The following is a 20,181-nucleotide window of genomic DNA, read 5'->3' on the forward strand; positions in this document are numbered from 1 at the left end:
GTCGCCTGCCGACCGTCGAGGAGTACATGGAATACGCTGGCAAGATCGACAGCATGGCGGCCGATGTCTACCGCTACCTGTCCTTCGACCAGATCGCCGAGTTCCGTGAAGCTGCTGCGAACGCCAACATTCCGGTCGTTCAAGCCTAACGCTACAACGCCATAGAAAACGCCGCCCATCGTGAGATGCGCGGCGTTTTTTTGTACCTGCGACATGAATATGCCCTGACACAAATCCCCTGTAGGAGTGAGCCTGCTCGCGATAGCGGTCTTACATTCAATATCAGTATCGACTGACACACCGCTATCGCGAGCAGGCTCACTCCTACAGGGGTTATGCGCAGGTCTTGAGGGCTTGTTGTACCGCGCCATCCACGCTCAGGTCACTGAGGGTCACTTGTGTACCCGCCACCTCGGGCAACACCGCCAACGCGCTTTGCGCCGAATCCTTGAGCCGCGCCAGCACCAACCGCTTCCCTTCCACCTGCACCCGCACAAAAAACTCCTGCAACGCCTCGATGCTGGTGCCATCCAGATCGGGCGACTCCTCCAGGCTGAGAATCACCGAGTGAATCGGTGTTGGCGAATGGCGGATCAAACGCATCGTGCTACCCAGGATCCGCTCGACGTTGGCAAAGAACAACGCTTCCCCCGGCCTCACGATCAACACCCCTGGCACTGTTTGCGCCGTCGGATGGCGTTGCAGGTCGACAAAGTCATGGCCGCCATCAATGCGCCCGAGGATCTGAATATCCGCCGCTGACATTTGTTTGAGCATCAGCACCACACTGATCGCCACCGCCAGTAGCAGACCGTCCAGCACCCCCAGCACCAGCACTGCCGCCACCGCGCAGATGACCAGCAACCGGTCGCGCCGCCAGATGAAATACCGTCCCAGCGGTTGCAGGCTCAAGCCTCGGGCCAGGGCATGGATGACGATGGCGGCGAGAATCGGCTCCGGGGTCAGGGCGATATAAGGCAATACCGTCAAAACGATGAGCAACACCACCAGCGCCGCCACGCCACCGGCCAGCCGTGAAGTGGCACCCGCCGCTTCATTGGCCGACGTTGCCGAGAACCCTGCCCCTGCCGGCATGCCATGAAACAATCCGGACAACAGATTAGACGCACCCAGCACTAGCAGATCGCGGCTCGACGAGATCCGGTCGCCGTGCTTGAGCGCGTACGAACTGATCGAACCGTATGACTCCGCGTACAGGATCATCACCATGGCAAAGGCCAATTCGCCCAAGCGTAACCAGTCAGTGAAGGGCAACACCGGCAACCGGGGCACTTCCAGGCTCAAATCGATCACACCAATCAACTTCACCCCATACGCCGGCAGGTTCAGCCACTGACTGGCAACGATACCGATCACGACCACCAGCAAACCGCCCGGCAAGCGTCGAAATCTTGCAAAGAGCACTAACAAGGCCAATGCCACGGCGGCGACACTCGCCGCCACCCCATTCCATTGCGGCAGTTGTTCCAGCAGTTGCGGCAGAAACCGCACCAGATTGCCGTCGCTCAGATGCACGCCGACCACACTGGCAACTTGCTTGAGGATGATGGTAAGTGCCAGGCCAAAGGCAAAGCCGCGCAGTACCGGTTTGGCAATGAATGACGTCACACTTCCTAGCTTGAACAGCCCGGCCAACAAAAAGAACGCGCCGGTCATCAGTACCAGGCCGATGGCCAGGGTCGAACGCAACTGGGGGTCGCCGTTGGCCAGCGTTGCGGTGGCGGCGGCCAGCACCGCTGCGGACGAAGAGGTAGCCGACACAATGGCAAAACGACTGGTGCCGAACAGCCCATAACACAGCAAACCGGCAAACAAGGCGATCACCCCGGCCTGCGGCGCTACGGCGGCAATGCTTGAATAGGCGACTGCTTCGGGCAACAACAGCCCGGCAATCGACAACCCGGCCAGCAAGTCCCGCCAGCGATTGGGTTGTTCGGTGAGATTGGGGGGTGAGGCGCTCGGCAATCCGGTGACTCCAGGCGAAAAAAAACCGCTGCACGTATCACGTGCAGCGGCCACTGTAGCTGTCAATTCGGCGCTGTGCGAGCAGGCCGAACGATCACGCGGTCAGCGAGTAAATCAACGCAGTAATCGCCACCAGGCCCACCGCTGTCACGAAGACATTGGACGCCTGCCCGCGATAACGCGCCATCGCCGGCACCTTGCGGATCGCGTACATCGGCATCAGGAACAGAATCGCCGCGATGATCGGGCCACCGAGGGTTTCGATCATCCCCAGAATGCTCGGGTTCAGCGTGGCAACGATCCAGCACACCACCAGCATGAACGCAGCGGTCATACGGTTCAGGGTCTTCGGCGCCGGGCGTTTGCCGCTTTTGACGATCAGGCCTTTCAGGCCTTCGCTGGCACCGATGTAATGGCCCAGGAACGACTTGGAAATTGCCACAAAGGCAATCAAGGGCGCCGCGAAGGCGATGGTCGGGTTGCTGAAATGGTTGGCCAGGTACGACAGAATCGACAGGTTCTGCGCCTTGGCTTCGGCCAGTTGTGCTGGCGATAGGGTCAGCACGCAGCTGAAGACGAAGAACAGCACCATCACCACCATCAACAGGTGAGCGCGGGACAGGATCTGCGAGCTGCGCTCTTCGGCGTGGTCGCCGTAACGGCGTTTCTGATCGACCGCAAACGCCGAGATGATCGGCGAGTGGTTGAACGAGAACACCATCACCGGAATCGCCAGCCACAAGGTGTTCAGCAGCGCCGACGGCTCAGGCAGTGTGCTGGCGGTGGTCAGAATGCCGCCGTTCCAGTGCGGAATCAGGAACACCGCCAAGAACAGCAACGCCACGATGAACGGATACACCATCAGGCTCATGGCCTTGACGATCACCTGCTCGCCGCAACGCACCACCGCCAGCAGGCCGAGGATCAGCACCAATGACAGCACCGCGCGCGGTGGCGGCGTGATGTGCAATTGATGCTCAAGGAAACTGCCCACGGTGTTGGTCAGCGCGACGCTGTAAATCAGCAGGATCGGGAAGATCGCGAAGAAGTACAGCAACGTGATCAACGCACCGGCCTTGATGCCAAAGTGTTCTTCCACCACTTCGGTGATGTCCGCGCCTTCGCGTCCGGACAGCACGAAGCGGGTCAGGCCACGGTGTGCGTAGAAGGTCATAGGGAACGCCAACACCGCCAGGACCAGCAACGGCCAGAAACCGCCCAGCCCTGCGTTGATCGGCAAAAACAGCGTGCCTGCCCCGATGGCCGTGCCAAACAGGCCCAGCATCCAGGTGGTGTCATGACGATTCCAGCTCGAAAGAGTCGCTGGTGCCGCCGCTACATAGCGTTTGTCGACGCTATTGGCCTGATCATTCATCCGGTGGGATCTCCACATTCCGGTCAGTTGCTACCCGGTCAGGACGAGTCGGAAAAACCCGACAGGCAGCGCCCTGGCCGAAACAGGGGCGCGATTGTCCGGGTTTAATGAATAAAAGCAAATACTTAGCTGAGGAGTGGTGGTGCGGATCAGTGGCTATAGGAAGATTCGCCAACCGTGAGGGAGTGAGCCGGATTTGGCGCCGCGTAGCGAAACATGGACATTTCAGGGTGCATCGGGTTGCGCAGGAGAGTGACGCTTGCCTGATCGAACAGGATGCATCACAGACTGATGCGCCGTTGTCACCGAAACCCAGATCATCGCCAAAGTGCCGATTAAAATACTCGGCTTATGATCCCGAAACACACCAATCTGCTCAAGGCTTGAGGACATCGTGAGCGATCCAAGGGCACAGGCTGCGACCAAGCCCGTCATTGATATCGCGATGATCACCCCATGAGTCAGGTCTGCTTTCTGTTTGTAGTACCGGCACAGTCCCAGATAGAGAGCAATGCAAAGAACGCTGCTGATAATCGAGCAGCTGAATTGGTCCGGTGCCATAGGGCCCTATCCTTGATATCAGGCCGATTTTGTAGCTCGAAAACCAAAAACTGCGCCTAGAACAGCACCCACTATGGTGCTTCCAAGGCCAGGGAAAATCATATTCGCGAAAGCGGCACTGCCCACTGTTGTCGAAATCATTGTGACGTCCATGACTCGAGTGATAGACGACCGGGTTTCCTTACGACAAATTTTCTTGGCTGACATGTGTTCGCCTCCTCCTGGATGGGCCGCTCTGGGCGCCTGCGTACGAAAAAACATGCCGTGGATTATGTGTGAGGCAGCGTACCGCCGGCAAACACCAATAGGTAACTGAAAGCATCCGAATCCGGGGACGTGCGAGGCCATCTCACTGCAAAAATTGTCAGGAACTTCCTCGAATACTTGAAAGCGCTGACGACAGCGGTGTGCCAGTCAACAGCGTTGTTAAATGACCCATCGCCATCGCGAGCAGGCTCGCTCCCGCAGGTTGTTTCATCGCCCAATAGTAGCTTTCACTTGATAAAGGACCCCTGTCATGTATTTTTAATTGACCGGCCTTCTATCTGGAGACATCCCATGCCACTGGTTCGTGTCGACATCAAAAAGCATCAGGATCCCACCTTCGCCAAACGCGTCGGCCAGCTCATTTACGCCGCGATGCACAGCGCCATCGCCGTGCCGGAAAACGATAATTTCCAGATACTGACGGAGCACGATGAACACCATTTCATCTTCGACCCCGAATACCTGGGCATTAAACGTACCGACAACCTGGTGATCATCCAGATCACGCTGAGCGAAGGCCGTACGGACGAGAAGAAAAAACTGCTCTACAAAACCATCGCCGAGAGCCTGAATCGCGAACTGGCGGTGCGCCTGGAGGATGTTTTCATTAATCTGGTGGAAGTGAAAAAAGAGAACTGGTCGTTCGGCAACGGGATTGCCCAGTACGCTCTTTGATCCCCCACCTTTTATACCTGTGAGCCACTGATGCCCCGAGTTTCCCGCAAGCAAGCCGACCTCAACCGCGAAATCATCGTCGAGGCTGCCACGCGGCTGTTTCGCGAGCGGGGCCTGCACGGCATCAGTGTCGTCGACGTCATGGCGGCGGCAGGTCTCACCCATGGCGGCTTCTACGGGCATTTCGAGTCCAAGGAAGCGTTGGCGCAGGAGGCTAGTGGCCGGGCGTTCGACCAATCGGCAGAGCGCTGGCAGAAATGGATCGCCGCCCATGTCGACGACAATGACTCTGCACGCCGTGCGCTGATCGAGCCTTACCTGTCCCAGGCCAGCCGCGACACTCCGGGGGACAGTTGTCCGGTAGCCGCCTTCGCCGGGGACATGTGCCACGAAGCGGCAGACAGTGGTTTGCGCCAGACCTTCATGGAAGGGCTCGACAGGTTGCTGAAATCCTACGGTTCGCTGCTGGATTCAGGCAATGCACAAGCCGATCGGCAACAGGCGCTGGTGGAGTTTTCGCTGATGGTCGGCGCCCTGACCCTCGCCCGCGCCAGCCGCGGCGATGCGGTGTCGGATGAAATTCTCGACGCGGCACGCACGTTCCTGACCTCGAAGGACTCATCCAACTGAACAGCCGCGTGTACGATCTTTGGCCATTGCCAAACTGATCGGGAATCAGCAATCTGAAGCGACGTTCGAGCCCCGACATTCCTATGCCCACAGGAGCGCAGCATGCCTGCAACCGTTCTGGTACTGGTTGAAACCATCAATGATTATTTGCCAATTCTCGAACATCAGGGTTTTCACCTGATTCTTGCCCCCACCCCTGCCGAGCGCACGGCGGCCATCGCCCGTAATGGCGTTCAGATCGATGCAGTGCTGACCCGTGGCCCATTGGGTCTGTACGCCGATGAAATCGCTGCCCTGCCCAACCTCAAGATCATCTGCGTCATTGGCGCCGGTTACGAACACGTTGACCTGCAAGCCGCCGCCGACCATGGCATCACGGTCACCAACGGCGCCGGGGTGAATGCGTCATCGGTCGCCGACCACGCCATGGCAATGCTGCTCGCGCTGGTGCGTGACATTCCTCGCTGCGATGCGGCTGTGCGTCGGGGTGAATGGCCAAAGATCATGCGCCCTTCCCTGGCCGGCAAGCGCCTGGGCATTCTCGGCCTGGGTGCCGTCGGCATGGCCATCGCCAAACGCGCGGCCAATGGTTTTGACATGACGGTGAGTTACCACAACCGCCAGCATCGCAGCGATGCGCCCTACACCTTTTGCTCCACGCCCACCGAACTGGCCCGCGTCTCGGATTTCCTGATCATCGCGACCCCTGGCGGCATTGGCACCAAACACTTGATCAACAAACATGTCCTCGAGGCCTTGGGCCACGACGGGTTTCTCATCAACATCGCCCGCGCCAGCGTGATCGTCACCGCCGACCTGGTCAGAGCGCTTGAACAACGACGCATTGCCGGCGCCGCGCTGGACGTGTTCGATGCCGAACCGCATGTGCCGCAGGCGCTCAAATCGTTGAGCAACGTGATCCTGACACCTCATGTGGCCGGGCTTTCACCCGAGGCCACTCAGGGCACCGTTGAGCTTGTTGGGAGAAACCTGTTGGCATTCTTTAGCAACCAGCCCGTGTTAACGCCGATTGCTTTACCCCTCCCAACCATGCCCTGCGGAGACGCTGATTAAAGGACACCCAGCAGTGTCCAGAGTCGACGGGACTCGGCATCGGCCGAGATCAATTCGCCCAGCAACTCGCTCAGTGGCTTATTGCCCCACTCCACTCCCCGCCGGATCAAGTAAGGAACGGGGCTGTGGGGTTCGGTACGTGCCAGGTATTCGGCAATCGACAGCAATTGCCGATAGGCCTCATCGCGGCTCGCCGGCTCACGAAATACCTGTGGAACCGACGACGTTTGCGGCAACTCGACAGTGGCTGATGGCGTCATTGGCGGTGGCTCCACCGGCGTTTCGGTTAACGGTCGTGGCTGCATGGCGATGAACTCCTGAACCAGCGTCAATATCGCCTCGATCACGTCCTGCAAAGCTTTGAAACCCGGCGCCTGATTACCCAGGTAAGCGTCGCTCCATGCGTCCAGCCGTTGCAGATGTTGCAGGCTTGTCAGCAAATGCTCCTGACGGCGCAACCAGAGGGACTGAGGAGTGGCTCGAATCATTTCAGTGAGTTTTTTCTGTTCGCCTCGCGCCGTTTCCGCCGACGTTTTGGCCGCCTTGCTGTCATTGACCAGGACCTGCTGCAGTTGCAGTCGCCGCCAGGTGTCCAAGCAGTAACCCTCGAATTCACCGTTACACGGATCGAACAATGGCACCCGCGTCAGCAGCACTTCGCTGTAGCGCCGCGCCAGCCATTCAAGCGGAATGACTCGCCATGACTGATCACCGTCTTCGGCCCGAGGATGAAGGTGCTCGGGATAGCGTTCACACAAGCCGACGACCAACGCCAGACTGCCCGGCAATCCGTCGAGGCCGTCCTGATGCAACCAGGCTTCACCAAGCCAGGCGCACAGCATCAGGTCCTTGCTGCGTTCCAGCAGCAAAGTGCTCGTCAGATGCTCCAGCTCAGACCATTGGGCCCGTTTGATTGCCGACTGCCAGACGCCCGTCGGCAGGCTAGTGTCGTCCTCGCGACGCAGTTCACGCGCCAGGTCGAACTCACGTTCATAGCGTAGATCCTGACCGCAAGGCGCCTCTTCGCTGATCGGTTCGAGCAGTCGGGCAATTACGTCCGGCAACGGTGGTGAAGTCAGGTTCACAAGCCTTCCTCCTGAGTCATGGCAGTCGCGGACGCGGTCGCCCGGGTCTGTATGAAGGGTGAACGCGGGGCCCGGGTGGGCAACGGTTGGATGGACAGCGGCAGCTTCGAGCCCTGGCTCATTAGCGACAGGCGAACAAACATCAGAGTCTGCTCAGCCGTGCTGGTCTGCGCAGTCACCGGTAGGCGCAATGTCAGCGGAAAATCGGTGTAGTCCATGTTCGGTTGGCGCTGTACCGACTGGTGCGAACGGATCAGACGCAGCAACGACCAAGGGCCGCCATACTCCCAACCAGCCTCGAAATCCCTCACTACCAGGTTAGGCTGCAAGGGGTCGCTGGCTGGGCGCTGCGAGCCATTTCTGGCCCAACGTAAGGTCAGCCGAACAGGTTGACCGACCATCCAGCGCAGGTTCGGCTGGGCCTCACCGGGGTAGTTGATCTGTTGATTGCCGGCATTTAAACCCCAGGCAATCACTTGATCGGCGCCACGCTCTTCCTCGCGATCGGTACGCCAGCGCACGTCCATTTCAACGCCAAGCATGCCGCTCTTGTCCCGCACAAACAGCGGGCCGAGCCACGTGTTGGCCTGCTTCAAACGATTGAGAAAATCCTCGGCGGCCAAACGCTCCGGCGTCTGGCTGAGTTGCAACCCGGCTTGCGCCACCGGCAGACGCTTGTCGATCAAGTCGAGGAAGTGCTGGACCCGGGCCGGGTCGGCGTCGGTGGCCAGCACACCATTGGCAAACGGGAAGCGCTCGGCCAAGTACTGGTTGAAATAGTTGGCCAAGTCGTTCCACGCCGCCGCTGCTTGCTGCTGCTGCAGGAACTGACAACGTTGCATTGCGCTTTGTTGCAGATTCAGTGCGCGCAGTGCCAACGTCCCGCGCCCGCCGGACAGGCTGGCGGTTTGCAAAATCTGACCGCACGACGTTGCGTCCATTTCGATAAAGTCGCGACTCAACAGCTGCTCGATCTGGGCCGGTGAACTTGCGGGGTTCTGGTCCTTGTACTTGAGCAGTTCTTCATTGAGAGCGCTGAATTGCGTCACACGCTCATAATCCAGCGCCGAGAGGTTCTGCTGCTGGGTTTTCAGCCATTCCAGCGCCGAGGTGCGCCGTTCGGTGATCCCGAGCATGGTGTTGAATTGCTGTTTGAGGCTCAGCTTCAAATCTTGCACATCACTGGCGCCATACAGCTGCAGACCGAGGTTTTTCGAGCCGTCCCACTGGCCGATTTCAGTACGTTCGCTGAAGAGCGGCTGGGCGACGATTCCATCGAGGCCGCTGGCGACTTCAGCGAGGGCCCGGCGGTTCAAGGCGCTTTGCAAACGCGTAGCCAGATCACTGCGACGCACCTCGATGAAAGCCTTTTGCAAGTCAATAGCCTGTGCGGCCTGCACATTGAATACACCCCTGTTAGCCTGCTCATTGCGCTCCCGAAAGCTCGTCAACATGGCCTTGACGACTGCGCCTTCAGCCGCTTGCAGCAAGGCGCCACGATACGCAGGGGGAATGCGTGGCAGCTCTTCGGCGGCATACCTCTTGTAACTGGCAAAATAGTTCAGCGCATTGGCGAAGTCGTCGCCATCAACGCCCTGCCCCTGCCCGTTCGGAGCAACGGACTGATCAGCCTGTAAGGCGATGGCCACAAAATCGCGCTTGAACAGCGCCTGCACCGCATTATTCAACTGGCTGATATGCTCCTGTAACGCTAGCTGTCCGCTACCTTGTTGAACCAGCAAGTTACCTCTGGCCCCTGCCTGGGCGATCCACTGGTCGCGAAAACTATGCTGCAACTTCGACGCGTACTGATCCAGTTGCTGTTCTACCTGTTGGCCGAGCAAGCTGCTCTGGCGAACCTTATCCATCATCTCGCGGTAGCCGGGCACAAGGTCCTGGCCCTTACCACGACTCCACGCCGAATTGGTCAGGCCGATCAGCGCTTGCAGGTCATCGATCAACGCGCGCAAATCTTCAAGCTCGGTCAGGGAGTTGCCACTGCCAGCCTCCAGCCGTTCCAGGTGCAACTTGAGATAACCCGCCTGGCGGACGAAATTGTCTGCGAGAAAATACTGGTCAAGCCAGCGTTCCATGAGCCCGGAAAAATTATCCTCAATGGCTTGGCGCTCCACGGCCAGGTCCAGTGGTTTCAAGTCACTGCCATTGGTATCGAGCAACACCCGGTTGTAAAAACCGGCTCGGTGCAAGGTGCCAACATTGAGGTTTAAGGACAGGGCATTGTTGCTCAGCAACACCAGATCTTCGAGTGGTGCTTTAGGGTTATTCAGCGCCTGATTGAACCACTGATTCTGTTGTTCAAGACGTACCGCGCGCTCCACCAGGTCCTTGGCCTTGACGTAGTTTTGCCATTGGGCGGGATCTTCGCTTTCGACGTTGCCCCGGCGCTCGGTGTTGCGGATAGCCTTGAGTTTTACCAACTCTGCGTTCAGCAAGTCGTGCAGGGGCTCCAATAAGTGGCTCTGAGCGGTCAGGCGCAGTTGATTCTCCAACTGCACATCCAGCGACGAGAACCAGGAAGTGGGAAACACCCAGGAGGTGAAGTCCCAGCGTGGGGCCTTTTCCAATACTCGCCAGAACCCCTGGACGTTGCGCCGGGTCGACTCCAGCCGATGCGATTCATCGGTGACCACCACGTAATTTTTCTGCGCACCCTGCAATAGACGCGACAATTCATGTGCGTCCTTGACCGAGTCCTGCCAGACCCAAAGCATGCTCGCGGCCCAGACCACACCGACCACCAGTGCCACCCCAGCGGTCAATCGCTGCCACCGCTGGCGCAGGCGCAACAAGCGTGGAACCACCAAGGCCAATCCGCGTTCGGCGACCACCCGGTGCTGCCACAATTGCCGGGCGAACACACTCTGCTGCAACTTGGTGTCGTACGCCGAGAAACCGTCGAGCGCGTCTTGCGAAGGTTGATTAGCGCTGAAATACACACCACGAAAACGCGGCGCCTCGCCTTGGGCATTGCCCTGGAAAACCGGTTCAAGCAAAGTTTGCAGGTTGCGCCTCAACACCTCGATTTGTTCCGGCAACCCAAACAACTCGCCCTTCAAATGGCCGGCCAAGGCACCAATCTCGATAATCGATTCCGACAAGGCGCGGTTAATCTGGTCAAGCGCCTGATCACTCCATTGCGTTTGCCACACCACCTCGGGGCCAAACGGTGAGGACCAACCCAGCGTGCGCTCGCGAGCTTCTTCGGGCAACGCCGTGATCAAATCCTGAAAACCTGGCAGCTCTTCCATGCCGGTAATCACCACGTACACCGGCAGGCTCAGCCCGAACCGTTGCAGCAAATCGATGAAGCGCCGACGGGCCGCCAGACCAAGGCTCGCCGCCTGCTCAGCACTGACCAGGCGACTGACCGGCACCGTCCAGATCACCCCGTCCAGTGGCCGTTTGCTGCGCAAGCGCAGGATCAACCCCAACAAGCGCCACCAGCTGCCTCGTTGCAGGTTCATGCCTTCTTCAGGCAGGAACAGCCCCTGCGGCACCACCAGCACGGCGCCTTCGGGATCCGACCACCAACGCCCGAACCAGGCAGGTTTGTCGGTTGGTTGCAGGCGCCATTGGCGGCACAATTGCGTGCCCTGGGTTTCGTCGCCGAGCATCAGCAGCCATGGAATCTGGTAACGGTCCTGAGCGCCCTGCTCCTGCTCCATATGGCGGACCGAGGTATAAAAACTGCGGATCGCCGCCCCGCTCTGGGTGCGCAACCACCAGACCACTCCCCCGATAATGATCAGCACCAACAGCACGACAATGATCAGACCGACCCACCCAAGCGTGCTCATAAGTTTTGCTCCGACGCGGCAACCGAATCGGTCATCTGCAACACCGGATCAAGCTCCTGGTGAATGTCACGCCAGAAAAACTGCCCCAGCCCTGTCAGTATCATCACCATGGCGAAAATACCCAGTCCGAGACGAAAACCATCCGGCAAGGATTGACGCACCGGCAACTGCACCGGCGGTACCGCCGAAGGTTGCTGGAGCCTTGCGCTGACATCGGCATAGTCCGCGTCGTGCTGCCAGGCAAAGGTGAACAGTGCCAGGCGCAGTTTTTCATGCTGGGTCTGACTCTGTTCACCGCGCAGCTGCCCTTCAAACCCCAACACCAGGCATTGCAAATAAACATTGGCCAGGTCGCGGGTAGTGGGAATCTGTTCGTCCAGCAGGGTCTTGATCGCCAGCGGCAATTTCTCGCCGGCCTGCCGGCTTGCGTACATCCGCGATTCCAGCGGTTTTTCCTGCCAGGCAGACTGGCCCGGCCATGGCGCAAACAACAGCGTTTCATCGATCAACGCGACAAAGGCGTAGACCAGCGCCTTCACCTGGTCAGTCGCCGCATCACCGACCCGGGCGAACGCGGTTCGCCACAGCCGCTGGGAGATTTGCGTCGACAGGTCGAAAACTGCCTCGACCAGCGCCTCATCGTCGCTGTCCTTGGGCAACTGAATCCATTCCTGAGACCATTGCAGCCACGCCTCGCGAAAGGCACTGCTCAGCGGCGCTTCGCGAAGCCCCCGTGTACCCGCCCCGGCATTCCCTTCAGACATTCGATGCCTCTCCTCGATCAGACACTTTCACTCGCCTGAGCCACAAACAACACCACTTGCCATGGACTGCTCGCCGGTTTTGAGGCCGGCGCGGCAATCAGCAACGGCAATTGCCCGTCGAACCACTGGCCCTCGGCCGTCACCACAAACAAGCGCGTGTCGTCGCCGACGCTGTAGGACACTTGCTCATTGCGGCCCATGGCCTGATGAGGCAAACCGCTCATGCGCTGACGGCTGAGCAACGGAATGTGCGGCGCTGAGGCAATGATCGCCCCGCTCAGCCATTCGCTGGCGGCCTGTTCGCCGCTGCCGCTGGGCATGCGCAAACCGATGACCAGACGCTGACTCGGCTGATCGTCGGGCAGTTGAATCGAAAAACTCTGTTCACTGCGTTCAAACGGCAGGCTGCGATAGCCGGCACGAATCAGTTGGAGGGTTCGTTCAAGCCAGTCAAGGACCGACTCATAGCCGCGTTGCAGCTCCAGAAAATCCAGTGGGGCAAAGGGTGGAACGCCCGCCAACGGGTCGAGAGCGGACCATGCGCCTGCCAGCCCGAGTAACCCACCGTACAAAGATTGTGGCGTTGCCAGTCGACTGTTCAATACGCCCTCTACTTCCGGCAGACGGGCCCACAACGCCGTCAACTGGCGACGGACTTCCAACGCATCATCCTGATTGCCGGCCTGCTGCGCCTGGCGCAGACGGCCAGCCAGGAACATGCATTTTTCCCGCGTTCGGGCACACAGGCCCGCAACCCTTCGACCCAACATTGACTCAGGCAACAGGCACGGCGTGGGCGGCGTGTAGGGCAACGACAGAAAGCCGCCGCCCTCCTTGCGAATTTTCAGCAGCGGCAGGCAGATAGAATCGGCTTTGTTCAATTGTGTGCACAAACGCGGATTAGGACGCCACACCGTGATCGACTCGGGGTACTCACCGCTGGTCAAATCCGGCAACGCATCGCCGACCACGGACTGCAGCCGCCCCTTGAGCGGTAGTAGCTGGCCGGCTCGCCACAACGGGCTGACGGCGAGGTACACGGTCACCGTCGCGTTTTCCGAAGCGTTGACCGCTTCGTTGACATCAAGCTCCAAACTCGGTCCGCCCCCCACCTGCAGGTCGACCGGCAAACCGTCTGGTAATGTCGCTTGCAGATTGAGTAAGCGCACCAGCCCGGCGCTCAGTGCACCAGGGTCGACTTCAATTCGGCTCACACCCCAGAACCATGGATTACAGGCTTGCGCAAAATGCGTCACCAATGCTTCGGCTCGAAGGCCTTGCAACTGAAAATGCTGGGGCAGTAATTGCATGCCCTCGTGCCAGCAAACCGCATCAGGTAACAGGCTCATACGAGTCCCTTCGACGTTTACGTCGCCGCGCAAACCGGCGGCTTGGCGGTGTGTTCACTGCGAAGTGCTGCTCACCAGCGTCATCTCCCGGCTGTCGAACTTAAGCCAGGCATCGTGCTGATCATCCAGCCGCAATCGGTGTGCTCCGGGTGTGTTATAGCTGGCGAAAACCAAAAGTCCAGAGGCCCGCTTGCCCCCCAGCGGGAAAGGTTGTTTGTCGATGAATTGGCCGGGGACCAGTTCCAGCCCCCACACTGTTATCAGCTGCCGATAGTCGCGTTGATACTGTTCGCGATCGGCAAACCACTGTCGTGCCGTGATGCCGGACAACTGTTTGAGCAAGTCCGGGTCGTTCACGGCGATGAAATCCACGGCAATCGGGGTGTCGTCGTTGGCCTTCGGCGCGACGTCCAGTGTCAGGTTATCGAGATCCACCCGTGGCCCGAATAACGAGCAACCGGAGACGGTCAGGAACAGGACAAAAGCAAAAAAACGTGCAGACAAATTGAATTTTCCTTTTATCGAGCCGGTCCAAAAATGTTTTTTGCTTGCCTTTTTATAGACCTGTTCTAGTGTCTTGGGTAGTTCGGCCCCCATGCCGAATGTGGAAGGTTCGTCAAAGGACCGACAGCTCCGTCTGCCACCCTTTCTAACCTTCGGCCCAGCAAGGGAAAGCGATGAGCGGGCCTCCCGATGCATTGCGCCCATTCATGCATCGGAGTCAGCCAACATGGCAGAAAGCACTCAACACAAGCTCGACAGGGTCCGCCCGCCCCGGGTGCAAATCACCTACGACGTCGAAATCGGCAACGCCATCGAGAAAAAAGAATTGCCGTTGGTCGTCGGCATTCTGGCCGACCTTTCCGGCAAACCTCTCGAGCCACTTCCCAAATTGAACGAGCGGCGCTTCACCGAGATCGACCGCGACAACTTCAACGAAGTGCTTGCCTCGATCGCCCCTCGCGCCACCTTGCAGGTCACCAACACGCTCAGCGGTGACGACAGCAAGCTCAACATCGAGCTCAACTTCAAACACATCGACGACTTCGACCCGGTCAAAGTGGTCGAGCAAGTGACCCCCTTGCGGCGCCTGTTCGAAGCCCGTCAGCGCTTGCGCGACCTGCTGACCAAACTCGACGGCAATGATGATCTGGACAAGCTGTTGCGCGACGTCATCGCCAACACCGAAGGCCTGCAAGAGATCAAGTCTGCCCGTCCGGAAACCGCCGCCCCCGTTGCAGGCGACAGCGAAGCACCGACCGAAGCACCTGATCAACCGCAGGCCTGATCACTCATTCACTCAGGGAGACGTCGCCATGCCCGCTTCAGCCAGCGCCACAACCAGTGAAAGCACCACAGAAAGCCTGTCCTTGCTCGATCGCATCATCGCCGAAGGCCGCATGGCCCACGACGACAGCCAGCAGGACTATGCCCGCGACATGCTCGCGGAGTTCGCCACCCAGGTCCTCGACGAAGGCATGGCCATCGACAAGGACACCGTGGCGATGATCAACGACCGCATCAGCCAGATCGATGAGCTGATCAGTGCGCAACTCAATGAAGTCTTGCACCATCCCGAATTACAAAAACTCGAGGCTTCCTGGCGTGGCTTGCACCTGCTGGTGCAAAACACCGAAACCAGTTCCCGGCTGAAACTGCGCCTGCTCAACGTGACGCAGAAGGAGCTGCAAAACGACCTGGAAAAAGCCGTCGAGTTTGACCAGAGCGCGCTGTTCAAGAAGATCTACGAAGAGGAATACGGCACTTTTGGTGGGCACCCGTTCAGCTTGCTGGTGGGTGACTACACCTTTGGCCGGCACCCACAGGACATCGGGCTACTGGAGAAACTGTCGAACGTCGCCGCCGCCGCTCACGCGCCGTTTATTGCCGCCGCCAGTCCACGGTTGTTCGACATGAACAGCTTCACCGAACTAGCCGTGCCGCGTGACCTGTCCAAGGTCTTCGAGAGCCAGGAACTGATCAAGTGGCGCTCCTTCCGCGAAAGCGAAGATTCGCGCTACGTGTCGCTGGTGCTGCCGCATTTCCTGCTGCGCCTGCCTTACGGCCCGGACACCTCGCCGGTTGAAGGCATCAATTACGTTGAGGACGTCAACGGCAGCGACCACGGTAAATACCTGTGGGGCAACGCCGCATGGGCCTTGTCACAGCGCATCACCGAAGCCTTCGCTAAATACGGTTGGTGCGCAGCGATTCGGGGGGCGGAAGGCGGAGGCGCGGTTGAAGGTTTGCCGGCTCACACCTTCCGCACGACTTCCGGCGACCTGTCGCTCAAGTGCCCGACCGAAGTGGCGATCACCGACCGCCGGGAAAAAGAGCTCAACGACCTCGGTTTCATCGCGCTGTGCCACAAGAAAAACAGCGACGTGGCGGTGTTCTTTGGCGGCCAGACCACCAACAAGTCCAAGCTTTACAACACCAACGAGGCCAATGCCAATGCGCGGATTTCGGCGATGTTGCCGTACGTGCTTGCCGCCTCGCGCTTCGCGCACTACCTGAAGGTGATCATGCGCGACAAGGTCGGCAGCTTCATGACCCGCGATAATGTGCAGACCTACCTCAACAACTGGATCGCCGACTACGTGCTGATCAACGACAACGCGCCGCAAGAGATCAAGGCGCAGTACCCGTTGCGTGAAGCCCGAGTGGATGTGACCGAGGTGGCCGGCAAGCCGGGTGCCTATAAGGCCACGGTGTTCCTGCGACCGCACTTCCAGCTCGAAGAGCTGACTGCGTCGATCCGACTGGTCGCCACCCTGCCGCCACCGGCAGCCGCCTGACCGGCCCCTCTCCCGCCGGCCAACCCGGCGGGAGTTCCCTGTTTATCAAGCTTGAAAACCTTCAGGAGTTCATGCGATGGATGCAATTATTCTCGACCTCGGCGGCGACATCAAAGGCGACAGTCTGCTCGAAGGCTACACGGACAAGATCGAAGTCATGTCCTACAGCCACAACGTCGCCATGCAGGTCACAAACGACGTCAGCAACTCGGAGCGGACCTCCGGAAAGCCACACATCGGCGAGTTCACGTTGACTAAATTTGTCGACAGTTCCACACCTAGCCTCAACGAATATTGCTGCGCGGGCAAACCGATCCCGGAAGCCAAGGTCATCGTCGGGCGCAACGCTGCTGAAGGTAGTGGCAAACTGATGCCGTTCATCATCTACACCCTGACCAACGTGGTGCTGTCCAACGTCAGTGTCAGCGGCGGCACCGGGGGCAAACCGGTGGAGACTCTGTCTCTGAATTTCACCAAAATCAAATGGGAACTCACCGCCCAGAAAGACGACGGCACCAAGGAAGGTACGGCCGCCTCGACCTGGGACATGGCTGCCAACAAGCTCGTCAAGTAAGTGGACGCGTCGGCCATGGCAGGCACCGGCATGCACCCACCGTTGTTCGAGCGACTCGCCTCAAGCGAGGTCGACACGGTGCTGGAGTTCGACCTTCAGGGCCTGCTCGACTCGGTCCGCACGGAACTGCTGCGCCTGTTCAACACCCGACGCAGGCCACTGGCGCTCACCTCCCCGCCGAGCATTCTCGACTACGGCATCGCTGACTGGACCGCCCTGCAACAGCAGCGCAGCGATGACCGTCGTCAATTGACGCGGGACGTGCGCGAGGCGATCTACCATTTCGAACCGCGCCTGAAACTGGGTGAGGTTCAGGTCGACCCGGTGCCCGGCCATCCGCAGCAACTGAGCATCAGGCTGATCGGGAAGCTACGCAGCGGCCGGCAGCACTGGCCGGTGGCATTTGTCATCGAGAAGGTCAGCGATGGCCTTGAGGTGCGTCATGAGCGACTCGATTGACCCGCAACTGCTCGACTACTACCAACGGGAACTGACCTGGTTGCGTCACGCCGGGAGTATTTTCGCCGAGCGCTACCCCAAGGTCGCCAGGCGCCTTGAACTGTCACCCGATGAATGCCCGGACCCGCACGTCGAGCGGCTGCTGGAAGGTTTTGCGCTGTTGGCGGCGCGCCTGCAACGCCGTCTCGATGATGACTACGCTGAATTCAGCGATGCGTTGCTCGAACAGCTTTACCCGTTAGCCATGCGCCCTCTACCATCGTGCTCCATCGTGCAGTTCGAACCGGACCTGAGCAAAGGCAACCTGGCCGGCGGCTACCCGCTGCCCCGGGACACACCGTTGTTCGTCACCACGAGCAAAGGCGAAAGCATTCACTTTCGCACCAGCGCCGCGGTTCGGCTGTGGCCCGTGGAAATCAACGAAGCGCTGCTGCTGGGTAGCGACGAAGCCCAGGCCCTGACCGGCGTTGTTCAAGCGCGTTCGGCGCTGCGCCTGAGTTTGCGGTGCCTCGGTGAAAACCAATGGTCGGCGCTGGGCATCGAACAATTGCGCGTGCATTTGACCGCCTCACCGATGATAAACGCCTGCCTGTATGACCTGCTCGGTGCCCATGCCGTGAAGGTACTGGCCGGCCCGGTCGGCAGTGTGCCCAACGTGCTGACGGGGCTGCCCCGGATCGTCGGTTTTGCCAGCGATGAAGTGCTGCTGCCGGACGAAGACGGTGTGCACCCGGGCATGCGTTTGCTCGCCGAGTACTTTGCCTTCCCGGACAAATTCAACTTCTTCGACCTTCCACTGGCAGGCGCCACCAGCGACAGCCAGACGCTTTATCTGTACATCGTCTTCGATCGCGCGCCCAGCAGCCGTTTACACCTTCAGGCCAGCGATATTGCGCTGGGCTGCGCGCCGGTGATCAACCTGTTTCCACGCACCTCGGAGCCTCTGCGCCCGGACGGCACCCGCAGCGAATACCGCCTGGTCGCCGACAGCCACCGGGAAAACAGCGTCGAGATCCATAGCATCCGGGCGATGCGCGCCAGTTCCAGCCAAGGTGTGCAACGAGTGCCGGCCTATTACGGCAGTCAGCACAGTGGCGCCGATAAGCAATGCTACTGGCATGCGCGACGAGTCAGCAGCATGACCCCCAATCGCCTCGGCACCGACCTGCTGGTGAGTCTGGTGGACACGCGACTCGATCCGCTGTCGGAGGCCATTGAATACAGCCTCACCGCCGAACTGCTCTGCACCAATCGACACTTGGCCCAGAGCCTTCCAGCTGGTACACCGCTGGGTTTCGAACGTCCGGGTCCGGTGGCCTGGGCGCGCCTGCGCAATCCACCCAGCCCGCAGAGCTTGCCGCGCCTGGACGGCGAATCGCGCTGGCGGCTGGTGTCGCAACTGACCCTCAATCATCTTTCATTGGTCGAAGGGCCGCAGGCACTGGATGCGCTCAAGGAAATCCTGCAGTTGCACAACCTGCGTGACGAGGCCAGCGCCTGGCGGCAAATCGAGGGCTTATTGAGTTTGGGTTGCGAACGGGTGATTGGCCATGTCGGCGAAGACGCCTGGCGCGGCTGGCGTAATGGGCTGGAGGTTCAACTGCAACTCGATCCACAACATTTTGTGGGCAGCAGCGCAGTGTTGTTTTCAGCGGTGCTGGCGCAGTTCTTTTCACTCTATGCCACGGCCAACCGCTTCGTGCGCACGGTGCTGGTTCAATCAAACAAGGAGGTCAAGACATGGCAACCCCTAGCCGGCATGCCGCTGTCCCTCTGAACCTGAGCCAACGGCTGCGACGTGACCCCCAAGCGTTCGAATTATTGCAGGCGTTATTGCTGCTGGAACGCGAACACCCCCAGGCCGAATCCCTCGGCAGCGGCACCGCCCCTCAAGCGGAAGCACTGCGCCTGCGCGGGCCGTTGACGCCGCTGTTCTCCGCCAGCGAAATCGAAAGCCTGACCCAGGAACCCGACCAGCAACCGATCCTCAGCACGCCGGTGTTCGGCCTCGGCGGCCCTGACGGCCCCCTGCCTTACGCCTATCAGGAATGGTTGCAGCAGCGGGCTCGGGCCAAGGACTTCGCACCGGCCGAATTCCTCGACCTGTTCCAGCATCGGTTACTGAGCCTGCTGTACAAGGTGATGCGCAAACACCGGATCGCCGTGGGTTTCACCGTACCCGCCGCGTCGCCGGTGCAGGCGCAATTGAGGGCGCTGACCGGCCTGCTGCCCAAAGCCTTGCAGGAACGTCAGGCCATTCCTGATTCCGCCGTGCTGGCGTGCAGCGCGCTGTTTGCTGACGGCCGTCGCTCCCTCGCCGGTTTCGCCGCCATTGTGCGCGAACAGTTCGAACTGCCCGTGCAACTGAGTGCTTATGAAGGGGCGTGGCGCGAGATTCCGCCCGCCAGTCGCAGCCGCATGATCCCGGGCGGCCGCAACCTGCAACTGGGCCGGACAGCGGTGGCCGGCACCCGGGTCTGGGATGAACACGCAGGCATCCGGCTGACACTGGGTCCGTTGTCCTCGTCCCAGGCGGCGAGGTTTTTGCCTGACGGCGAATCGCACCCGGCGCTGGCCAGCCTCAGCGCCCTGTATTTCGGCCCGGACCTGGATTGCACGTTGGTGTTGCTGGTGCGTGGTGCCGGCCCGATAAAACTTGGTCGCGACGCACCGCCGCAGCTCGGCTGGAATGGCGGTTTGCAACGACAAACCAGCCTTGCCGTGCAACGCATCGAAACCCGTCTTCGACAGCTGGAGATCACCTGA

General features: G+C 59.8%; 18 protein-coding genes. 10 read left to right on the plus strand and 8 right to left on the minus strand.

Translation table 11 applies throughout. The features are described 5' to 3' along the window. Positions 1 to 149 (plus strand): hypothetical protein (locus KGB06_RS19200; RefSeq protein WP_223512690.1); only part of this gene is annotated, 149 nt, incomplete at its 5' end. Between the two features lie 184 nt (positions 150 to 333). On the opposite strand, the gene KGB06_RS19205 is transcribed toward KGB06_RS19200, so the two are convergent. The 3 genes from KGB06_RS19205 to KGB06_RS19215 all read right to left on the minus strand — a co-directional run bounded on the left by KGB06_RS19205 (position 334) and on the right by KGB06_RS19215 (position 3,922). After that, positions 334 to 1,986 carry a SulP family inorganic anion transporter gene (locus KGB06_RS19205; RefSeq protein WP_223518555.1) on the minus strand — a complete coding sequence of 551 codons (1,653 nt, stop codon included), beginning with the start codon at positions 1,984 to 1,986 and terminating at the stop codon, positions 334 to 336. 94 nt (positions 1,987 to 2,080) lie between these two features. Then, positions 2,081 to 3,361 carry a serine/threonine transporter gene (locus KGB06_RS19210; RefSeq protein WP_223518556.1) on the minus strand — a complete coding sequence of 427 codons (1,281 nt, stop codon included), beginning with the start codon at positions 3,359 to 3,361 and terminating at the stop codon, positions 2,081 to 2,083. A 225-nt stretch (positions 3,362 to 3,586) separates the two neighbouring features. Continuing rightward, on the minus strand, positions 3,587 to 3,922 hold the full coding sequence (locus KGB06_RS19215) for a hypothetical protein (protein ID WP_223518557.1): 336 nt from the start codon (positions 3,920 to 3,922) through the stop codon (positions 3,587 to 3,589). Between the two features lie 558 nt (positions 3,923 to 4,480). On the opposite strand from KGB06_RS19215, the gene KGB06_RS19220 reads away from it, so the two are divergent. From KGB06_RS19220 to KGB06_RS19230, 3 genes are all read left to right on the plus strand, one after another. Continuing rightward, positions 4,481 to 4,864 (plus strand): tautomerase family protein, encoded by a 384-nt coding sequence (locus KGB06_RS19220; RefSeq protein ID WP_223518558.1) that lies wholly within the window; start codon positions 4,481 to 4,483, stop codon positions 4,862 to 4,864. A gap of 30 nt (positions 4,865 to 4,894) precedes the next feature. Then, complete coding sequence (locus KGB06_RS19225) at positions 4,895 to 5,494, plus strand: TetR/AcrR family transcriptional regulator (RefSeq protein ID WP_223518559.1); 600 nt, start codon at positions 4,895 to 4,897, stop codon at positions 5,492 to 5,494. A 102-nt stretch (positions 5,495 to 5,596) separates the two neighbouring features. Continuing rightward, the gene (locus KGB06_RS19230; RefSeq protein ID WP_223518560.1) at positions 5,597 to 6,568 is read left to right on the plus strand and encodes a 2-hydroxyacid dehydrogenase; all 972 of its coding nucleotides are present in this window, start codon (positions 5,597 to 5,599) and stop codon (positions 6,566 to 6,568) included. Here the strand turns inward: KGB06_RS19230 and tssA are convergent. Genes tssA through KGB06_RS19255 form a run of 5 tightly spaced genes read right to left on the minus strand, consistent with a single transcriptional unit; the run spans position 6,565 to position 14,088 of the window. Further along, entirely contained in the window at positions 6,565 to 7,653 is a 1,089-nt protein-coding gene (gene tssA / locus KGB06_RS19235) for a type VI secretion system protein TssA (RefSeq protein WP_223518562.1), read from the minus strand. The genes KGB06_RS19230 and tssA overlap by 4 nt on opposite strands. Beyond that, positions 7,650 to 11,471, minus strand: a complete 3,822-nt coding sequence (locus KGB06_RS19240) for a type VI secretion system protein (RefSeq protein WP_223518564.1) — start codon at positions 11,469 to 11,471, stop codon at positions 7,650 to 7,652. The genes tssA and KGB06_RS19240 overlap by 4 nt, the downstream gene beginning before the upstream one ends. Continuing rightward, positions 11,468 to 12,235, minus strand: coding sequence for a DotU family type IV/VI secretion system protein (locus KGB06_RS19245; protein WP_223518566.1), 768 nt, complete (start codon positions 12,233 to 12,235; stop codon positions 11,468 to 11,470). Before KGB06_RS19245 ends, KGB06_RS19240 begins: the two co-directional genes overlap by 4 nt. Positions 12,236 to 12,252: 17 nt before the next feature. Beyond that, positions 12,253 to 13,584 carry a type VI secretion system baseplate subunit TssK gene (tssK, locus tag KGB06_RS19250; RefSeq protein WP_223518570.1) on the minus strand — a complete coding sequence of 444 codons (1,332 nt, stop codon included), beginning with the start codon at positions 13,582 to 13,584 and terminating at the stop codon, positions 12,253 to 12,255. A gap of 54 nt (positions 13,585 to 13,638) precedes the next feature. Beyond that, positions 13,639 to 14,088, minus strand: coding sequence for a type VI secretion protein (locus KGB06_RS19255; RefSeq protein WP_223518572.1), 450 nt, complete (start codon positions 14,086 to 14,088; stop codon positions 13,639 to 13,641). A 226-nt stretch (positions 14,089 to 14,314) separates the two neighbouring features. On the opposite strand from KGB06_RS19255, the gene tssB reads away from it, so the two are divergent. The 6 genes from tssB (at position 14,315) to tssG (ending at position 20,181) form a co-directional block, all read left to right on the plus strand. Beyond that, a complete protein-coding gene (gene tssB, locus KGB06_RS19260; RefSeq protein WP_223518573.1) occupies positions 14,315 to 14,872 on the plus strand; it encodes a type VI secretion system contractile sheath small subunit in 558 nt (185 codons plus the stop codon). 28 nt (positions 14,873 to 14,900) lie between these two features. Further along, the gene (gene tssC, locus KGB06_RS19265; protein ID WP_223518574.1) at positions 14,901 to 16,382 is read left to right on the plus strand and encodes a type VI secretion system contractile sheath large subunit; all 1,482 of its coding nucleotides are present in this window, start codon (positions 14,901 to 14,903) and stop codon (positions 16,380 to 16,382) included. 76 nt (positions 16,383 to 16,458) lie between these two features. Next, positions 16,459 to 16,956: an Hcp family type VI secretion system effector gene (locus KGB06_RS19270; protein ID WP_223518575.1), complete on the plus strand. Its 498-nt coding sequence runs from the start codon at positions 16,459 to 16,461 to the stop codon at positions 16,954 to 16,956. 15 nt (positions 16,957 to 16,971) lie between these two features. Further along, positions 16,972 to 17,415 carry a type VI secretion system baseplate subunit TssE gene (gene tssE, locus KGB06_RS19275; RefSeq protein WP_223518576.1) on the plus strand — a complete coding sequence of 148 codons (444 nt, stop codon included), beginning with the start codon at positions 16,972 to 16,974 and terminating at the stop codon, positions 17,413 to 17,415. Next, complete coding sequence (tssF, locus tag KGB06_RS19280) at positions 17,399 to 19,192, plus strand: type VI secretion system baseplate subunit TssF (RefSeq protein ID WP_223518578.1); 1,794 nt, start codon at positions 17,399 to 17,401, stop codon at positions 19,190 to 19,192. The genes tssE and tssF overlap by 17 nt, the downstream gene beginning before the upstream one ends. After that, a complete protein-coding gene (tssG, locus tag KGB06_RS19285; protein WP_223518580.1) occupies positions 19,156 to 20,181 on the plus strand; it encodes a type VI secretion system baseplate subunit TssG in 1,026 nt (341 codons plus the stop codon). The genes tssF and tssG overlap by 37 nt, the downstream gene beginning before the upstream one ends.

This window comes from Pseudomonas sp. GL-B-19, from assembly GCF_019956415.1.
Taxonomy (GTDB): domain Bacteria; phylum Pseudomonadota; class Gammaproteobacteria; order Pseudomonadales; family Pseudomonadaceae; genus Aquipseudomonas.